This is a genomic window from Streptomyces fractus (assembly GCF_049844455.1).
GTDB classification, from domain to species: Bacteria; Actinomycetota; Actinomycetes; order Streptomycetales; family Streptomycetaceae; genus Streptomyces; species Streptomyces fractus.
The window spans coordinates 9,473,744-9,490,080 of sequence record NZ_JBMYHI010000002.1; the positions used below are offsets into that span (position 1 = coordinate 9,473,744).

14 protein-coding genes are annotated in these 16,337 nt (G+C 70.4%); 6 read left to right on the forward strand and 8 right to left on the reverse strand.

The features are described from left to right. Positions 1-3: 3 nt before the first annotated feature. The 3 genes from ACP4E5_RS45250 to ACP4E5_RS45260 form a co-directional block, all read right to left on the reverse strand. On the reverse strand, positions 4-657 hold the full coding sequence (locus ACP4E5_RS45250) for a dihydrofolate reductase family protein (protein ID WP_425840859.1): 654 nt from the start codon (positions 655-657) through the stop codon (positions 4-6). 78 nt (positions 658-735) lie between these two features. Further along, on the reverse strand, positions 736-1,488 hold the full coding sequence (locus ACP4E5_RS45255; RefSeq protein ID WP_425840862.1) for a hypothetical protein: 753 nt from the start codon (positions 1,486-1,488) through the stop codon (positions 736-738). 153 nt (positions 1,489-1,641) lie between these two features. Next, positions 1,642-2,436, reverse strand: coding sequence for an SAM-dependent methyltransferase (locus ACP4E5_RS45260; protein WP_425840865.1), 795 nt, complete (start codon positions 2,434-2,436; stop codon positions 1,642-1,644). A gap of 327 nt (positions 2,437-2,763) precedes the next feature. Between ACP4E5_RS45260 and ACP4E5_RS45265 the strand changes: the two genes are divergently transcribed. Then, positions 2,764-3,489, forward strand: coding sequence for a GntR family transcriptional regulator (locus ACP4E5_RS45265; RefSeq protein ID WP_425840868.1), 726 nt, complete (start codon positions 2,764-2,766; stop codon positions 3,487-3,489). 58 nt (positions 3,490-3,547) lie between these two features. Next, entirely contained in the window at positions 3,548-4,309 is a 762-nt protein-coding gene (locus ACP4E5_RS45270; RefSeq protein WP_425840871.1) for a sulfite exporter TauE/SafE family protein, read from the forward strand. A 39-nt stretch (positions 4,310-4,348) separates the two neighbouring features. Here ACP4E5_RS45270 and yicI read toward each other — a convergent pair whose 3' ends face one another. Continuing rightward, a complete protein-coding gene (gene yicI / locus ACP4E5_RS45275; protein WP_425840874.1) occupies positions 4,349-6,577 on the reverse strand; it encodes an alpha-xylosidase in 2,229 nt (742 codons plus the stop codon). A gap of 332 nt (positions 6,578-6,909) precedes the next feature. Between yicI and ACP4E5_RS45280 the strand changes: the two genes are divergently transcribed. Genes ACP4E5_RS45280 through ACP4E5_RS45295 form a run of 4 tightly spaced genes read left to right on the forward strand, consistent with a single transcriptional unit; the run spans position 6,910 to position 11,377 of the window. Next, entirely contained in the window at positions 6,910-8,175 is a 1,266-nt protein-coding gene (locus ACP4E5_RS45280; protein ID WP_425840877.1) for an ABC transporter substrate-binding protein, read from the forward strand. Between the two features lie 15 nt (positions 8,176-8,190). Further along, a complete protein-coding gene (locus ACP4E5_RS45285) occupies positions 8,191-9,141 on the forward strand; it encodes a carbohydrate ABC transporter permease (RefSeq protein ID WP_425840880.1) in 951 nt (316 codons plus the stop codon). A 5-nt stretch (positions 9,142-9,146) separates the two neighbouring features. Beyond that, the gene (locus tag ACP4E5_RS45290) at positions 9,147-9,971 is read left to right on the forward strand and encodes a carbohydrate ABC transporter permease (RefSeq protein ID WP_425840883.1); all 825 of its coding nucleotides are present in this window, start codon (positions 9,147-9,149) and stop codon (positions 9,969-9,971) included. 8 nt (positions 9,972-9,979) lie between these two features. Continuing rightward, positions 9,980-11,377 carry a GH1 family beta-glucosidase gene (locus ACP4E5_RS45295; protein WP_425840886.1) on the forward strand — a complete coding sequence of 466 codons (1,398 nt, stop codon included), beginning with the start codon at positions 9,980-9,982 and terminating at the stop codon, positions 11,375-11,377. Between the two features lie 8 nt (positions 11,378-11,385). Here the strand turns inward: ACP4E5_RS45295 and ACP4E5_RS45300 are convergent, their stop codons facing one another. The 4 genes from ACP4E5_RS45300 to ACP4E5_RS45315 all read right to left on the reverse strand — a co-directional run bounded on the left by ACP4E5_RS45300 (position 11,386) and on the right by ACP4E5_RS45315 (position 16,326). Then, positions 11,386-12,795: an MFS transporter gene (locus tag ACP4E5_RS45300; protein WP_425840889.1), complete on the reverse strand. Its 1,410-nt coding sequence runs from the start codon at positions 12,793-12,795 to the stop codon at positions 11,386-11,388. 111 nt (positions 12,796-12,906) lie between these two features. Further along, positions 12,907-13,881 (reverse strand): dipeptidase, encoded by a 975-nt coding sequence (locus ACP4E5_RS45305; RefSeq protein WP_425840892.1) that lies wholly within the window; start codon positions 13,879-13,881, stop codon positions 12,907-12,909. A 4-nt stretch (positions 13,882-13,885) separates the two neighbouring features. After that, positions 13,886-14,629, reverse strand: a complete 744-nt coding sequence (locus ACP4E5_RS45310; RefSeq protein ID WP_425840895.1) for a hypothetical protein — start codon at positions 14,627-14,629, stop codon at positions 13,886-13,888. A 2-nt stretch (positions 14,630-14,631) separates the two neighbouring features. Beyond that, complete coding sequence (locus tag ACP4E5_RS45315) at positions 14,632-16,326, reverse strand: hypothetical protein (RefSeq protein ID WP_425840897.1); 1,695 nt, start codon at positions 16,324-16,326, stop codon at positions 14,632-14,634. Positions 16,327-16,337: the final 11 nt, after the last annotated feature.

Here is a 16,337-nt window from a genome sequence, read left to right on the forward strand (position 1 = left end):
GTGTCACTTCCGCCAGAACAGATGGTGCCGCACGCCGCCCGCGGGGCTCGGCACGACATCGAGGTGGAAGCGGTCGAGCAGCTCGTCGGGGGAGTCCCACAGCTTGGATCCTGCGCCGAGCGTGACACCGTCCGCGACCGCCACGTGCAGGGTGTCGACGAGATCGGCCTCGAGGAACTCGCGGATGACGGTGGCCCCGCCGCCGAGCCGGATGTCCATTCCCTCCGCCGCCACCCTGGCCTGCTTCAGGACGGTGCCAGGGTCGGCGTCGACGAAGTGGAACGTCGTGTCCGAGAGCGTGAACGACGGGCGCGTGTGATGGGTCATGACGAACACCGGTGTGTGGAACGGCGGTTCATCGCCCCACCACCCACGCCACTCGTGATCCTGCCAGGGCCCCTGCTGGGGTCCGAACTTGCCGCGCCCCATGATCTCGGCGCCGATGTTGTGGGAGAAGTCCCGCGTCAGGTAGTCGTCGAGGCCGCGGGAACCCCCGGGATCCGTGCGATTGGGCCAGCTCGCCGTGGCCCCGGCCCAGGCGAACATGTGCCCAGGGTCGGCGTGGCCGAACGGCCGCTCGAGGCTCCGGCCCTCACCGGCACCGAACCCGTCCGCGGACACGTTGAAATTCTGGACCTTCAACAGTTGCTCTGTCACGGCGCTCCTCCTGCGTGATCGACAACTGTGAGACTGCCACGGCGAACGAGACTCATCGCGCAGGCGCGGGGCGGGGTGTCACGCGGCGCCGTCCTTCGCCCCGTCCTTGGTCTCGACCGCCTTCTCCTTCCCGGCCTTGGCGCCCGCCTCGGACTTGGTGTCCGCGGCCTCCTTCGCCGGCGCGGCGGAGCCGGGCGTAGCGACGTAGAACACCGAGCGCTGCTGCCGGGTGCGCTCGGCGCGGGCCTTGGCGACCAGGGCCTCCAGCGTGTTGCGGACGACCTTGGTGCTGAACTCCCGCTTGGGGTACGCCTTCTGGAGCGTCGAGGTGATCTCGGCGGCCGAGCGCGGGCTGGTCTCGGCGCCCAGCTGGGACACGATGAGCTCGACCAGCGTGGAACCCTGCGGCTCGGTCTTCTCTGCGGCAGGCGCGGCGGACGCGGTGGGCTTGGTGGCCGCCGCGGCCTTGGCGGGCTTCGCGGACTTCGCTGCCTTGGCGGGGGCAGCGGCCGTCTCGCGGGCCTTCTTGGCCTGCGCGGGCTTCGGGGTCGTCGTGTCCCGTGCCTTCTGGCGCGGAACCTTGCCCGCCGCCTTGCCGGCCGCCTTCTCGGTGGCGGGCGCCGGCAGGGGCGGCAGGACGTCGCCGCTGCCGAGGGACTTCAGCATGCTCTCCAGCAGCGCGCGATTCTCCTCGAGCGTGCCCAACTGGGCCTGAAGCGCGGAGATTTCCCCGCTGATGCGCTTCAACTCGCTCTCGTTCTGCGCGATGTCGTCCCGGATCCGGTCGGCGTAGCGGGACTTGAGTTCGGTCTGGGGCGTGGTGTCCGACATGGTGGCTCGCTTTCGTGGCAAGGAGAGATCTGTCGGTGTGTGTACGTGTGTGTGCTGTAGGGCCGGATGCTACTCACCCGGGTGCCCATCGCGTGGCACGTCAGCACAGATCGGTCACCTTTTACGGTACGGGAGTTGGCGCGTTGACGCCGGTCATGCCTTGCGTCCGATGCCACCGAAGCTGCTGACAGGGTCCGGGAGTTCGTCCCCCTCGACCTCGGGGCGCCACTGGGACACCGAGGTCAGACCCGGTTCCACCAGCTCAAGTCCCTCGAAGAAGCGGCCGATCTGCTCGGGGGTGCGATTGGTCCGCGGGTTGTCACTGGTGCTGTTCCACTGCTCGACCATCGCGCGCGTGGCCTCCGGGTGATACACCTCCGTGCTGTCGCACAGGACCAGGTGACTGCCGCTGGGCAGCGCGCTCTTGAGCTCCTCGACGATCGCGTAGGCCCGGTCGTCGGTGACATGGGCGACGACGCCGAGCAGCATCAGGGCGATGGGACGCGTGAAGTCCAGCGTGTCCCCGGCCTGCCGGAGGATGTCGGCGGGGTCCGTCAGATCGGCCTCGATGTAGTCGGTGACTCCCTGCGGAGTGCTGGTCAGCAGGGCCTCCGCGTGCCGCAGCACGACCGGGTCGTGGTCGACGTACACGATGCGCGCCGTGGGGTCGTGCCGCTGCGCCACGTCGTGGGTGTTGTCGATGGTGGGCAGCCCGGTGCCGATGTCGAGGAACTGGTCGATGCCCACGTCGCGTACGAGGTGGGAGACGGTGCGGGCGAGGAAGGCGCGCTGGGCCCGGGCCACGTGCACGATCTCCGCGTTGACCTGCTGAATCGCGTCACCCACCTGGCGGTCGATCTCGTAGCAGTCCTTGCCGCCGAGCCAGTAGTTCCAGATGCGGGCCGAATGCGGGGAGTCACTGTCGATCAGCGGACGGTCCTGGGGCACGAGTCGCTCCGAAGGGTCGATGGGTCACCGTGGATCATGCGTCAACCAGGGTATTCCATGCGGGAGTTGATACGTCGGCGTGGTGCAGGGCCGCTCGGTGTGCGCGGCTGGCGGCCCGGGCGCGGGGCGCGCGGTGGGTGTGGCGGCGGTGACCGGCGTTGCCGCCGACTGCTGCCGCTCCGTCGCAGGTCAGGCGTTTGTGCAGGTCGGAGCCGGTGGCGTAACACCCGCGAAACATCAGGGGGCGTACGGTCTGCCGTCACATGCACCACGGAGGCACCACGGAAGCACCGCGGATGCTCCACCGAGAACGGAGAAGGGACGGGCATGGAAGACCGTGACGGATCGCGGGCCGACCGGGCACGCCGCGTCGCCGACGTGCTGCGGCAGCGCATCGTCGACGGCGCGTACGAGGGTGTGCTCCCGGACGAGCGCGCCCTGGGTCGGTCCCTCGGCGCCACCCGCAACGCCGTGCGCGGGGCGCTGAACCTGCTGCGGGACGAGGGTGTCGTGACCCGGCGGCGCGGCGTCGGCACCCTCGTGACCGGCCACAAGGCCGCGCACGGACTCGCCCGACTGGTCGGTCTCGCCGAGGAGTTGACCACGTACGGCACGGTCAGCAACGAGGTGCGCGAGGCACGTGTCGTGCCGCACGCACCGCCCGCCATCACTCAGCGCCTCGGCCTCCCGGAGCGCTCCGAGGCGGTCTACATCGAGCGCCTGAGATCACTCGACGCGACTCCGCTCTCCCTGGACTCGACCTGGCTCGCCCCCGACATCGGCCGCCCGCTGCTCGACCGCCACCTGGCGGGCCGCGATCTCTTCGCGCTCATCGAGGAGACCAGCGGCACCCGGCTCGGCAGCGCCGAGGTGACCGTGCACGCCGTCACCGCGGACCCCGACACCGCGCGCCTGCTGGACGTGGTGGAGGGCGCCGCGCTGTTCACCATCGACCGCCTGACCCGGCTCGCGGACGGCCGACCGGTCGACGCCGAGTCACTGCGGGTGCGCGCGGACCGGTTCGCCCTGCGGGCCGTCCTGCCGAGGGACTGAAGGGACCGCACGTGCGCAGCGAACGACGAAACGACCAGTGGAGCGGGCGGGAACGGACATGACGCTTGACACGACACACCTCGTCCTCCTGGCGGTGGCAGGGCTGCTCGGCGGCATCGGGATCACCGCCATCGGGCCCGGCGGCGTGCTGCCCACCATCGGCCTGTTCCTGTTCTCGGGCCTCACGCCCTCGGGCGTGGCGGGCACCGCGATCGTCACCCACGTCGCCACGGGCCTGCTCGGCACGGCGGCGTACGCCCGGTCGGGACAGCTGCGCGACCCCGGGACCCGGCGCTGCGCAGCCGCGCTCGCCGGCGCCGCCCTCGTGGGGGCGCCGGTGGGCGTGCTGTGCAACACCCTGGTCGCGGGACGCGGCTTCGGGATCCTGCTGGCCTGCGCGGTCGTCGTCACCGGCATCCTGGTGTGGGTGCGCGACCGGCGCGCCCCGGAAGGGGCCGAGCGCGCGCACGTCCCGCTGGGCCGCACGGTCCTGATCGGCGTCGTCGTCGCGGTCGTCGCGGGCCTCTTCGGGCTCGGCGGCCCCATGCTGAGCGTGCCACTGCTCGTGGTGGCCGGGCTGCCGGTCCTGTCGTCGCTCGCCGCAGCCCAGGCCCAGTCGATCGTGATCGCGAGCGTCGGCACGGTGGCGTACGTCCTGCACGGCGCCGTCGACTGGCGGCTCGCGGCGCTGGTGGGCATTCCGGAGCTGGTCGGCGTGCTCATCGGCTGGCGCATCGCACACGCACTCCCGGCGCGACGCCTGAAGTACGCGATGGTCGCGTTCCTCCTGGCGTCGGCACCGTTCCTGGCCCTGCATTAGCCCGCCCCCCACAGCCACCCCGAGCCGGGTGACGGTGCGTCAGAGTTCGCGCACCGTCACCTCTTCGGTCCCGTGTCCCTCCGTCACCGCCGCCTTTCCGGTCGCGCCGTCGCGCACCACCCGGTACGTCGCGGCCATGCTCCCGTGCAGATCGGGCACCGTCACCGTCACATCCTCCGCGTCCGGGGTGACGAGCAGCGTGAGGCCGGTGAGCCAGTCGCCGTCCGGGCGTGAGGCGTCCGCGCCCATGGGCAGGACCGCGCCAGGACGCACGTACAGCGGCAGGCTGTCGAAGCCGTGGCGTTCGCGCCGCCAGGCCGGGCCCTCGACCCGCTCGCCGGTGAGGAGGTGCGTCCACGTGCCCTCGGGGACGTAGAACTCGACGTCGCCGTCCGCGGAGAACACCGGCGCCACCAGGAGGTCGGGGCCGAGCATGTACTGGCGGTCGAGGGCGCGCGCCGTGGGGTCGCCGGGGAAGTCGAGCAGCATCGGGCGCATCAGCGGCACGCCCGTCGTGTGGGCCTCGGCGGCGGCGCCGTACAGATACGGCATCAGGCGGTGCTTGAGCTTCGTGAACTTGCCGGCCACGTCGACCGCTTCGTCGCCGAACTCCCACGGCACCCGGTACGAGGACGAGCCGTGCAGGCGGCTGTGCGAGGACAGGAGGCCGAAGGCCAGCCAGCGCTTGAAGACCGCGGCGTCCGGGGTGCCTTCGAAGCCGCCGATGTCGTGGGACCAGAAACCGAAGCCGGACAGGGAGAGGGACAGGCCGCCGCGCAGCGATTCCGCCATCGCGCCGAACGACGACCAGCAATCGCCGCCCCAGTGCACCGGGAACTGCTGCCCGCCCGCCGTCGCCGAGCGGGCGAAGAGGACGGACTCGCCGCGACCGCGCTCCTTCTCCAGGAGACCGAAGACGACCTGGTTGTAGAGGTGCGTGTAGTAGTTGTGCATGCGCTCCGGGTCGGATCCGTCGTGCCAGACGACGTCCGTGGGGATGCGCTCGCCGAAGTCCGTCTTGAAGCAGTCGACACCCTGGTCGAGCAGCACCTTGAGCTTGCCGCGGAACCAGGCGCGGGCCTCCGGGTTCGTGAAGTCGACCAGGGCCATGCCGGCCTGCCACAGGTCCCACTGCCAGATGTCGCCGTTCGCCCGCTTCACCAGGTACCCCTGGGTCACGGCCTCGTCGAACAGCGCCGACTTCTGGGCGATGTACGGGTTGATCCACACGGAGATGCGCAGACCGCGTTCCTTGAGCCGGGCCAGCATGCCCACCGGGTCGGGGAACACGGCCGGGTCCCACTCGAAGTCCGACCACTGGTACTCGCGCATCCAGAAGCAGTCGAAGTGGAAGACGCTCAGCGGGATGTCCCGCTCCGCCATGCCGTCGACGAACGACGTCACGGTCTCCTCGTCGTACTGCGTGGTGAACGACGTCGTCAGCCACAGCCCGAAGGACCACGCCGGCGGCAGCGCGGGTCGGCCGGTGAGCGCGGTGTAGCGGCGCAGCACGTCCTTCGGGGTCGGGCCCGCGACGACGTAGTACTCCAGCGACTGGTCCTCGACGCTGAACTGCATCTGGCCGACCGACTCCGAGCCGATCTCGTAACTCACCCGTCCCGGGTGCGCGACGAACACGCCGTAGGCACCCGCGGGGGAGACGTGCAGGCTGAACGGGACGTTCTTGTAGGCCTGTTCGCTGCTCGTGCCGCCGTCGGCCTGCCACATGTCGACGACCTGGCCGTTCTTGGCGAACGGGGTGAAGCGCTCGCCGAGCCCGTAGACATGCTCGCCGACGCCGAGGGACAGCTGCGCGCCCATGTGGTGCCCGCCGTCGCCCGTCCGGAAGAACGCGGTGCCCTTGCGGCCGGACGAGGTGACCTCGCGGCCGTCCGCGTCACGGAAGGACAGCTCCCAGGGCGCCGCCTCGTCGAGGCACACGGACAGCGGGCCGCTCGACAGCTCGATCCGCGTGCCGTCGCGGCGCACCGCACCCGTCCCCGCGCCCTCGCCCGGCAACCGGAAGTCCGGCCCCGTGCTCCGCTTTCCCGCGTGGTGGGTGACGCGGACACCGATGACGCCCTCGGCGGGGGTGAAGCAATCGACGGTCAGCAAGGGGGAGTTGAGGGTGTCGCCGCGCCGCTCGATCCGCTTGTCCGCCGCGAACGCGGTGAACCGGTCGGCGTCGACGCGGAGGTCACGGACCTCGGTGGCGTACGAGGCCGTGACCCCGTCGCGCATCAGCCAGAAGCCGTCGGTGAACTTCATCATCTTCCTCGGGGTGGGCAATGTGCGTGGGCAAGCCGCCTCTACACGGCATTTGAGCCCACTGGCGTCGAAAGATCAAGAGGTCGGAACCAGGAATCGTCGAAGCGCTTCGATTCGATCACAACGCGGTGTAGCAGGCTGTGTACGAGTGAGGAAGTCGGCCGCAGGGTCTGGTGTCGAAGCGCTTGATGACGTAATAGTCATGGCGGAAAACAAAAACGCGCTCTGCGTGTGCGGCGCGGGCCGGAGCCGTACCGCTTGATGCGAACACCTCGCCGGGACACGGGAGTCCCGTCGGGGCCGGCCACACCTTCAAGGCTTGGGTATCCACCGTGACAGCAGCACTTCCACCGGACGCGCCGCGCCCCCGGCGCGGCCGCCGCGGCCGAAGCACCACCGCGGCACTCGCCGTCTGCTCCGCACTCGTCGCCGGCGCGGCCCTCACCGGCTGCGGCGCGGGGCGCGACCCCGGTGTGTTCACCGTCCTCAACTCCTCGACCGACGACTCGTACCACGGCTGGGACGCCGCCACGCTGAAGCGGTGCAGCGCGAAGCTCGGCCTCACCATCGAGCAGCAGAGCGTGCCCGCCGCGCAGGTCATGCAGAAGTCGCTGCGCATGGCGTCGTCGAAGTCGCTCCCGGACGTCATCCAGTTCGACGCCTCCGAGATGCCGACGTTCGCGGAGGCCGGCGGCCTCGTCGACCTGCGCTCCCTCGGCCTGTCCACGAAGGGCATCCCGAAGGGCATCGTCGACTTCGGCTCGTACAAGGGGACGTACTACGGGGCCGCGCGCACGGTGAACACCCTCGCCCTCTTCTACAACAAGGACATCCTGAAGAAGGCGGGGCTCGAAGTGCCCACCACCTGGGCCGAGATGAGAGCGACCGCGAAGAAGCTCACGCGGGGCAGCCAGTACGGCATCGCGCTGAGCGCGGGCGGCGCCGAGGACGGTGTCTTCCAGTTCGCGCCGTTCATGTGGTCCAACGGCGGCGACGAGACGAACCTCGCCGGGCCGAAGGTCGCGGGCGCCCTCGACTACTGGAAGGGCCTCATCAAGGACGGCTCGCTGTCCAGGTCGACCGTCAACTGGACGCAGGCCGACGTCAACGACCAGTTCATGGCCGGCAACGCCGCGATGATGATCAACGGCCCGTGGCAGGTGGAGACGCTGAACACCAAGAAGAACCTGCACTGGGGCATCGCACGGATACCCGTCCCGCACAGCGGCGACAAGTCCGTCGCCCCGCTCGGCGGCGCCGTCCTCACCGTCCCGAAGACCGAGGACACCGGGCGCCAGAAGACCGCGGCGAAGGTCATCCGCTGCATGGCCTCCGAACGCGAGCAGATCACCTACGCCCGCAACAGCTGGATGGTCCCCGCCGACGAGAAGGCCGCCGCGACCTGGCGCAAGGAAGTGCCCGAACTCGACGCGCTCGCCGACCAGGTGGCCACCGCCCGCTCCCGCACCGCGAAGGTCGGCGCGCGCTGGTCGTCCGTGTCGCTCGCCCTGCAGAGCGCCTTCCAGTCGGCGCTGACCGGGCAGTCCAGCGAGGCCGCGCTGAAGAAGGCGCAGACCCGCGCCACGAGCGGGAACTGAGGGGGATCAACCACCATGTCGACCACCACGGCCACCGCGCCCTCCGTCCGGCGCACGGCAGTTCAGAAGAAGACCGACCCCCTCCGCGCCAGGCGCCGCCGCAGGCTGAGCCAGTGGGGGTTCATCGCCCCCGCCGTCGTCTTCATGCTGCTGTTCTTCGGCTACCCGCTCGTCCGCAACGTCGTGATGAGCTTCCAGGACTTCTCGCCGTCCACGTTCTTCGACGGCAAGTCCCCCTTCAACGGAGCCGACAACTGGAGCAAGGTCTTCCACGACGACCTCTTCGGCAAGGCCCTGTGGCACACCATCGTCTTCACCGTCGGCTCGCTGATCGGCCAGTTCGGCATCGGGCTCGCGCTCGCCGTCTTCTTCACCAAGCGGTTCCCGCTGAACGGGTTCCTGCGCTCCCTGATCCTGTTGCCGTGGCTCGTCCCCATGGTCGTCTCGGGCATCGTTTGGCGCCGCATCCTCGACCAGGACACCGGCGTCCTCAACTCGTTCGCCGAGCTCTTCGGCCTCGGCGGCCACACCCCCTGGCTCACCAGCCCCGGCATGGCACTGTTCTCCGTGATCATGGTGAACATCTGGATCGGCATCCCGTTCAACATGGTGATCCTCTACGGCGGCCTCCAGGAGATCCCCAAGGAGCTGTACGAGGCGTCCTCCTTGGACGGAGCGTCCGCCTGGCGCACCTTCCGCTCGATCACGCTGCCGCTGCTCAAGCCGGTCATCACGGTCGTGCTCGTCCTGGGCTTCATGTCGACGGTCAAGATCCTCGACCTGATCCTCGCCCTCACCGACGGCGGCCCCGCCGACGCCACCCAGACGCTCGGCACCCTCACCTACCAGAACTCCTTCGTGCAGCTCGACTTCGGCGCGGGCGCCGTCGTCGGCAACGTCCTCATTCTCATCTCCGCCGTCTTCGCGGTGTTCTACCTGCGGGCCAACCGCTCCGAGGGGAAGTGACCGGCATGGCGAACGCCGCCACCACGTCCGGGCGCCGCTGGGGCGCCACCGTCGCCGGGATCGTCATCCTCGCCGTGATGCTGTTCCCGCTCTACTGGATGATCAACACGGCGCTGCAGCCGGAGTCGGGACTGCTCGAGGTCTCACCCGTGCCGCACTCGCTCGACCTGTCCGGCTTCACCTCCGCGATCACCGAGCAGGGCGGACACCTGCTCACCTCGCTCGCCGTCGCGCTCGGCGCCGTCGTCATCTGCCTGGCGATCGCCGCGCCCGCCGCGTACGGCCTCGCCCAGTTCCGGCTGCGCGGCAGCCGCACCATCGTCTTCGGCACCCTCATCACGCAGATGGTCCCGGGCATCGTCATCGCCAACGCCCTCTACAGCGCGTACGTCGATCTCGGCCTGGTCAACTCCTACTTCGGCCTGATGCTCGCCGACGCCTCGCTCGGCATTCCCTTCGCCATCGTCCTCATGCGTTCCTTCATGGTGGCGATCCCGAAGGAGGTCATCGAGGCGGCCGAGGCCGACGGCGCGGGCAAGCTGCGCACCTTCGTGCAGGTCGTCCTGCCGATGAGCCGCAACTCCCTGATCACCGCGGGTCTGTTCTCCTTCCTGTACGCGTGGAGCGACTTCATGTTCGCGCTGACGCTGAACACCACCGACGACGTCAAGCCCGTCACACTGGGCATCTACCAGTACATCGGAGCGCACGTCGGGGACTGGGGGTCCGTCATGGCCGCGTCCGTCCTGTCGGCGATCCCGGCCGCCGTGCTGCTCGTCCTCGCCCAGAAGTACATCGCCGCCGGAATCACCGGCGGATCCATCAAGTAAGGCCACACATGAGCGAGTTCACCCCTTTGCCCGCCGTCCCCGCCTTCCCGCCCAGCTTCGTGTTCGGCGCGGCCACCGCCTCGTACCAGATCGAGGGAGCCGCGAAGGAGGACGGCCGCGGCCCCTCCATCTGGGACACCTACAGCCACACGCCCGGCCGCACGCACGACGGTGACACCGGGGACGTGGCCTGCGACCACTACCACCGCTACCCGGAGGACGTGGCACTGCTGCGCGACCTCGGCGTCGACTCGTACCGCTTCTCGATCGCCTGGCCGCGCATCCAGCCGACCGGGGAGGGCCCGGCGAACCAGAAGGGCCTCGACTTCTACTCGCGGCTCGTCGACGCACTCCTCGAGGCGGGCATCGAACCGGCCGCCACGCTCTACCACTGGGACCTTCCGCAGGCCCTCGAGGACAAGGGCGGCTGGCGGGTCCGCGAGACCGCCGAACGGTTCGGTGAGTACGCGGGACTCGTCGCCGAGCACCTCGCCGACCGCGTCCCGCGCTGGATCACCCTCAACGAGCCCTGGTGCAGCGCCTTCCTCGGCTACTCGGTGGGCCGCCACGCGCCCGGAGCACAGGAAGGGACCGGCGCGCTGGCGGCGGCCCACCACCTGCTCGTCGGCCACGGCCTGGCGATGAAGGCACTCCGTGCGGCAGGGGTACGAGAGGCGGGCATCACCCTCAACCTCGACCGCAACGTCCCCGCCACCGACACGGCCGCCGACCGTGCGGCCGTCGCCCGCGCCGACACCCAGCACAACCTCGTCTGGACGGAACCGATCCTCGCCGGCCGGTACCCGACGACGGAGGACGACACCTGGGGCGATCTGATCGCACGCCAGGACTTCCGCCGCGAAGGCGACCTCGAACTCATCGGCCAGCCGCTCGACTTCCTCGGCGTGAACTACTACCGGCCGACCGTGGTCGCCGACGCCGCACACCGCGAGCCGGACCCGGCACGCCGCGTCGCCACCGACAACCGGTACGAGGAACGCCCCTACCCCGACGTCCGCCACACCGCGATGGGCTGGCCCGTCGTCCCCGAGTCCTTCACCGACCTGCTGACCGCACTGAAGGACCGCTACGGCGACGCCCTCCCGCCCCTCCACATCACCGAGAACGGCACCGCCGAACACGACGAACCGGCCGCCGACGGCGCGGTCCACGACCCCGACCGCGTCGCCTACCTGCACAGCCACCTCACGGCGCTGCGCGCGGCGATGGACGCGGGCGTCGACGTGCGTGGCTACTACGTGTGGTCGCTGCTCGACAACTTCGAGTGGGCCCTCGGCTACGCGAAGCGGTTCGGCGTCGTCCGCGTCGACTACGACACCCAGGAGCGCACCCCCAAGGACAGCTACCACTGGTACCGGAAGCTGATCGCGGCGCACCGTGGCTGAGCTCCCCGTCAGGCGGTGATGTCCTCCAGGCTACGGTCCCGCGTCGACGTACCGAACACGGCGACCGCCACCACCGCGATCACGATCACGGCGCACAGCAGCAGGAACACGCCGACGAACGTGAGCGAGGTGTAGGCGGCGCCGAGAATGATCGGGGCCAGGGCCGCGCCGATGCGGCTGAAGACGGCGGACGCGCCGACGCCGGTGCCGCGGATCCACGTCGGATAGACCTCGGGTGTGTACGTGTACAGGGGCGCGTAGGCGCCGTTGAGGAAGAACGCGAGCGCCACACTGCACCCGATGACCACCGCGTCGCTGTGGGTCGTCGCGGCGCCGAGCGCGGCCAGCGCGCCCGCCAGCAGGAAGATGACGATGCTCCACTTGCGGTCGAGACGCTCGGACAGTACGGCCGCCGGGTAGTAGCCGACGACCTGGGCGACCTCGATGAGGATGGAGTAGCCGAAGCTCTCGCTGATGGAGAAGCCCCGGTCGACGAGGAGCGTCGGCAGGAAGACCAGGAAGCCGTAGTAGACGAAGCTGAAGCAGAACCAGAGCACCCAGACGAGACCGGTCTGCCGCAGCAGCGGCGGCCTCCACAGCGCCAGGAACCGTCGCAGGCCGCGTGGTCGGTCCACGGCCGGGGTTTCGGCCGTGGCGGCAGGTCCCGCGGGAGCGGGTTCGGGCAGTGGCTTGCCGGTGGCCCCGCGGACCTTGTCCTCCAGGCGCTCCACCTCGGCCAGTGCCTCGTCCACCCGCCCGCGCGAGACCAGATAGCGCGGCGACTCGGGCAGGCTGCGTCGCCAGAACACGGCCAGGATGATCGGAAGCCCGACGACGATCTGCGCGATCCGCCAGCCGCCGTCGAAGGCCTGGATGATGAAGTAGCCGATCAGCGCGGCCAGTACGTACCCGAACGCGAAGAACCCGGCGAGCGAGCCGACGAAGTGACCGCGCCGGGACGGCGGCGAGAACTCCGCCAGGTACGGCATCACGATGTTCGCGTTGATGCCGATGGCGACGCCGCCGACGATGCGGGTGGCGACCAGCACGAACGCGTCGGGCGAGAAGGCGCCGAGGATCATCGCGGCGCTGTAGCAGGTCATCGACCAGACGAGGAGGTTCCGCCGGCCGGTGCGGTCGCCGATGAATCCGACGAGCAGCGCGCCGATCACGGCGCCGATGAGCGAGGAACTGCCGAGCAGGCCCTGTTCCAGGCCGGACAGCGCGAACACACCGCCCACGATGGGCAGCAGGAACGACACGATCCCGTTGTCCATGCCGTCGAAGGTGGTGCTCAAGCCGCCCTTGAGGAGGATGCCGCGCTGCACGCGGGTGAACGGCAGCCGGTCGAGCCGGGCCGCCACCTCCCGCGCCGCGCCGGTCAGTTGATGGGGTGGGGTGCAGGTCTGTGGGGTCACGGTGACCGCCCTTCGGGGCCACGCCGGACGAGCCCGGCACGGGATGGGGGAGGGGTGGGGCTGTCTCCTTGCGGTGGTGCGGGTGGTGCGGGTGGTACGAGACGTGGGGCGTCAGGCCGGCTTGAGGACCTGGCGGTAGAAGCGGAGCCAATTGCCGCCCATGATCTTGGCGACCTCTTCGTCGTCGAACCCGGCGTGCTCCGAAAGGCATTGGGCGAGGGCCGGGAAGTCGGCGGTGGACTCCATCCAGGAGATCGCGGGAGCCTTGCCGGGTGTGCCGGACAGGGCGGCGCCGCGCTGTTCGGTGCGCGTCCAGCGGCCCTTGCGCATCCACTGGAGCTCCGGCTCGCCGCTCTTGCGGCTCAGGTCGGTCCCGATGCCGACGTGGTCGATGCCGATCAGGTCGACGGTGCGGCGCACCATGTCGCACCACTCCTCGCGGCTGCCCGCCCACGGCCCGCTGATGTTGCGGTACGTGGCGAGGCCGAGCATGCCGCCGCCGGCCGCGAGCGCCTTGAGCAGCTCGTCGCCCTTGTTGCGCGGGTGGTCGTACAGGGAGCGCGGGTTGGCGTGGGTGACGGCGACCGGCCGCTCGGACGCCCTGATGGCGTCGAGCCCCGTGCGCTCGCCGACGTGGGAGAGGTCCACGACCATGCCGAGCCGGTTCATCTCCTGGACGACCTCGCGGCCGAACCGGGACAGGCCGCTGTCCTCGGGCTCGTAGCAGGAACCACCGATGGCGTTCTGGTTGTTGTAGGTGAGCTGCATGACCCGCAGGCCCATGTCGTGGAACAGTTCGAGGAAGCGGACGCGGTCCTCGATCGGCGAGGAGTTCTGGGTGCCGAGGAGGATGGCGGTGCGGCCGTCGCGGTGGGCCTGCTCGATGTCGTCGGCGGTGCGGGCGATGCGGATCAGGTCGGCGTTCTCGCGCTCCAGGTCGCGCCAGCGGCCGATCTCGTCCATCGTCTCCGTGGCGTTCTCCCAGAACGCCAACGTGGGTGTCACGCAGGCGAGTTGACCCGCCCTCAGCTCCTGGAAGATCTCACGGTCGTAGAGGCTGCATTCGAGGCCGTCGATGTAGAGCACGCGGTCACCTTCCGTCGCTGAGTATGGGGGCCGGGCCCTCGCCGACTGCGTGGTCGGCCTCCTTGTCGGCCCAGTCCTCGCCGACCTCGCCGACGATCCGGCCGCTCTCGTCGAACACCGAGCGCCCGGTGTGCTGCCGCGACAGGTCCGAGTCCGGGGTCAGGGCCTCGCTGCCGAGGTGGAACAGGCTCCACCACAGGTCCGCGGCTACGTCGAGTCCGTGGCGCAGCACGTGGTCCAAGGGGGGCTCGGTGCCGGGCGCCGGGTCCTGGAGCGGGGCGCAGTCCAGGACCCGCTCGCCGCGCCCCGCGCCGCCGCCGACGGTGAGGGCGACACCGAAGTCGGCCGCTTGCACGGGCAGGACGTCGAGCAGCTCCGGTCGTACGAGATCCGTGACCGTGACGCGGGCCTTCACATGGCGGTGGGTCAGCGCCACGGCCAGGTCGAGGAGGTCGGGTGCGGCGACCAGCGCGTGCCGGCCGCGGGCGTCGACGGCGGTGTCGGGGCCGTCCGCGCGACGGCGGCCCCGCAGCGCCGCTGTCGCGCGGAGTGTGTCCGCGTCGTCGTGCAGCCGGCGCAGCGCGTCGAGGCCGAGGGCCTGCGCGACAACCGTAGTGTCACGGGCGGCGGGCACCGCGCCGCGCGGCACACCGAGCGCCCGCAGCACACGACCGGTCACCAGGCGGCACTCGCGCAGCGACACATTGACGGCTGAAGTGTCCTTACGGGCAGGGGCAGTTGAGGTCACGGTCAGTCACGCTCCTCGGGGCGGCGGGGGTAGATCCAGTCGAAGGCGCGCCCCTCGGCCAGATCCGTGCGGGTCGGCGCGCCGTGGAAGAGGAGACCGAGCACGCTGCGGCCGAACGCGTCCACGGTCTTGTCCAGGCCGTGGAACGCGGCGTTCATCAGCCGCACGATGTGCACGGGGACGAAGTCCTTCGCCAGCATGTTCATGTGCGGCGAGTGGTGGTGACGGCCCGCCAGGCCCTGCGCCCGGGTCACCGTCCACCGCTCCTCGGGGTGCTCGGCGAGGAATTCGCCGACGAGGGTGTCACCCGGTACCTCGTCGAGGGCGGCGGCGAGCCGCTGGATGTCGCCGGGCAGGTCCAGCGCCCACTCGAAGCCGCCTGGCACCTCATCGACGGGACCGCGGCGCGGCTCCTCGGCGTCCCGCGACTTGTACCAGCGGAAGTGCCGCTGGTCCGGGTCGGTCAGGTCGTGGGCGAGGGCCCAGGCGTACTCGCGGGTGAGCAGGTCCCGGAGCTCCCTGACGGTGTCCTGCGGGCGGTGGCGCAGTGTCTCGTCCGCGGGCTGGTGGCGCAGCAGCGCGTCCGTGTGCTCGGGGCGCAGTTCGAGCAGGACGGCGTCGAACACCTCGACGGCCTCCTGACACACTCGGTCGTCCGGAAGCCCGGCGAGCAGATCACCGAAGACGGCGTCGGGCCCGGCGCCCGCCAGCCGTTCGACGAGGACGCGCAGCCCGTCCGCCACCACCGACGGGGCGGTGAAGTCGTGATAGGTGAGCGGGTCCTGATCGTGGAAGTCGACGGCGCGCGCCAGGAGTTCGGCGGCCCGGTCCGCCTCCGCCGAGCCCGGCACGACCGGGATGCGGCGGGCCTCGGTCACCGCCGTGCGGCGCAGGGTGAGCCAGCGGTCGAGCAGCACCGGATGGTTGTTCGCGAAGAACACGAGGCCGAGCGCCGAGCCGTTGCCGAGGCCGAGGAAGCGCCGCAGCTCCGGGTCGAGCCGCGCGGCGCGCGGATCACGGCAGCGGGCGAGGTGCTCGACCAGGTCCACGGAGAACTCGCGCATCAGATACGCGGCGAGCATCTGCGCGTGGTACGGCAGCCGCAGCGGATGGTCGTCCTCCAGGGCCCCGTAGGAGCGGGTGCCGAAGGTGCCGTTGCCGTCCAGGCCCGTGTTGCGCATCAGGTAGCCGACGGGCCACAGCTCCGCGACGCGCGGCTGGCGGCCGGTCGCGAGGTGGTCGATGACATGGTCGAACAGGCGCAGGCTGCGGTTGGAGCGGCACCACACGAGACTGCCGGGCGTGGCCCGCCCCGCGTACAGTTTCGGCATCTCCTCGCGGGTCGCCCGCAGGTCCTCGTCGTCCGTCTCGCCCTCGACGAGCGCGCCCATCATGTCCCAGTCTGTGCCGATGATGCGTCCGGTGCGCCCCTCGAGCTTCGGCTCGAAGGAGAACACCATGAAGTCGAAGACGGCCGAGGGCGTACGCACGCGGTACACGGCCTCGCCCCTGGCGCGGTCGTCGATGTCGAAGCGGACGAGGTCGACCGTCCACCGCTTCCGCGTCATCAGGTGCATGAGCGAGCGGCTGGCGCTGAGCCTGCTCGGGGCGAGGGTGGCGAGCCGTTCGGGGCGCATGAAGGCCGCGGCGGGTTCGGGGTCGTCCTCGGTGGGCCGGAGTTCGCTCCGGGTGGTCATGTGACTCCCTT

Coding starts and splice junctions, on each gene's coding strand:
- ACP4E5_RS45255 (WP_425840862.1), bottom strand. CDS start 1,488: ATGTCGGACACCACGCCCCAGACCGAACTCAAGTCCCGCTACGCCGAC.
- ACP4E5_RS45265 (WP_425840868.1), top strand. CDS start 2,764: ATGGAAGACCGTGACGGATCGCGGGCCGACCGGGCACGCCGCGTCGCC.
- ACP4E5_RS45270 (WP_425840871.1), top strand. CDS start 3,548: ATGACGCTTGACACGACACACCTCGTCCTCCTGGCGGTGGCAGGGCTG.
- yicI (WP_425840874.1), bottom strand. CDS start 6,577: ATGAAGTTCACCGACGGCTTCTGGCTGATGCGCGACGGGGTCACGGCC.
- ACP4E5_RS45285 (WP_425840880.1), top strand. CDS start 8,191: ATGTCGACCACCACGGCCACCGCGCCCTCCGTCCGGCGCACGGCAGTT.
- ACP4E5_RS45290 (WP_425840883.1), top strand. CDS start 9,147: ATGGCGAACGCCGCCACCACGTCCGGGCGCCGCTGGGGCGCCACCGTC.
- ACP4E5_RS45295 (WP_425840886.1), top strand. CDS start 9,980: ATGAGCGAGTTCACCCCTTTGCCCGCCGTCCCCGCCTTCCCGCCCAGC.
- ACP4E5_RS45315 (WP_425840897.1), bottom strand. CDS start 16,326: ATGACCACCCGGAGCGAACTCCGGCCCACCGAGGACGACCCCGAACCC.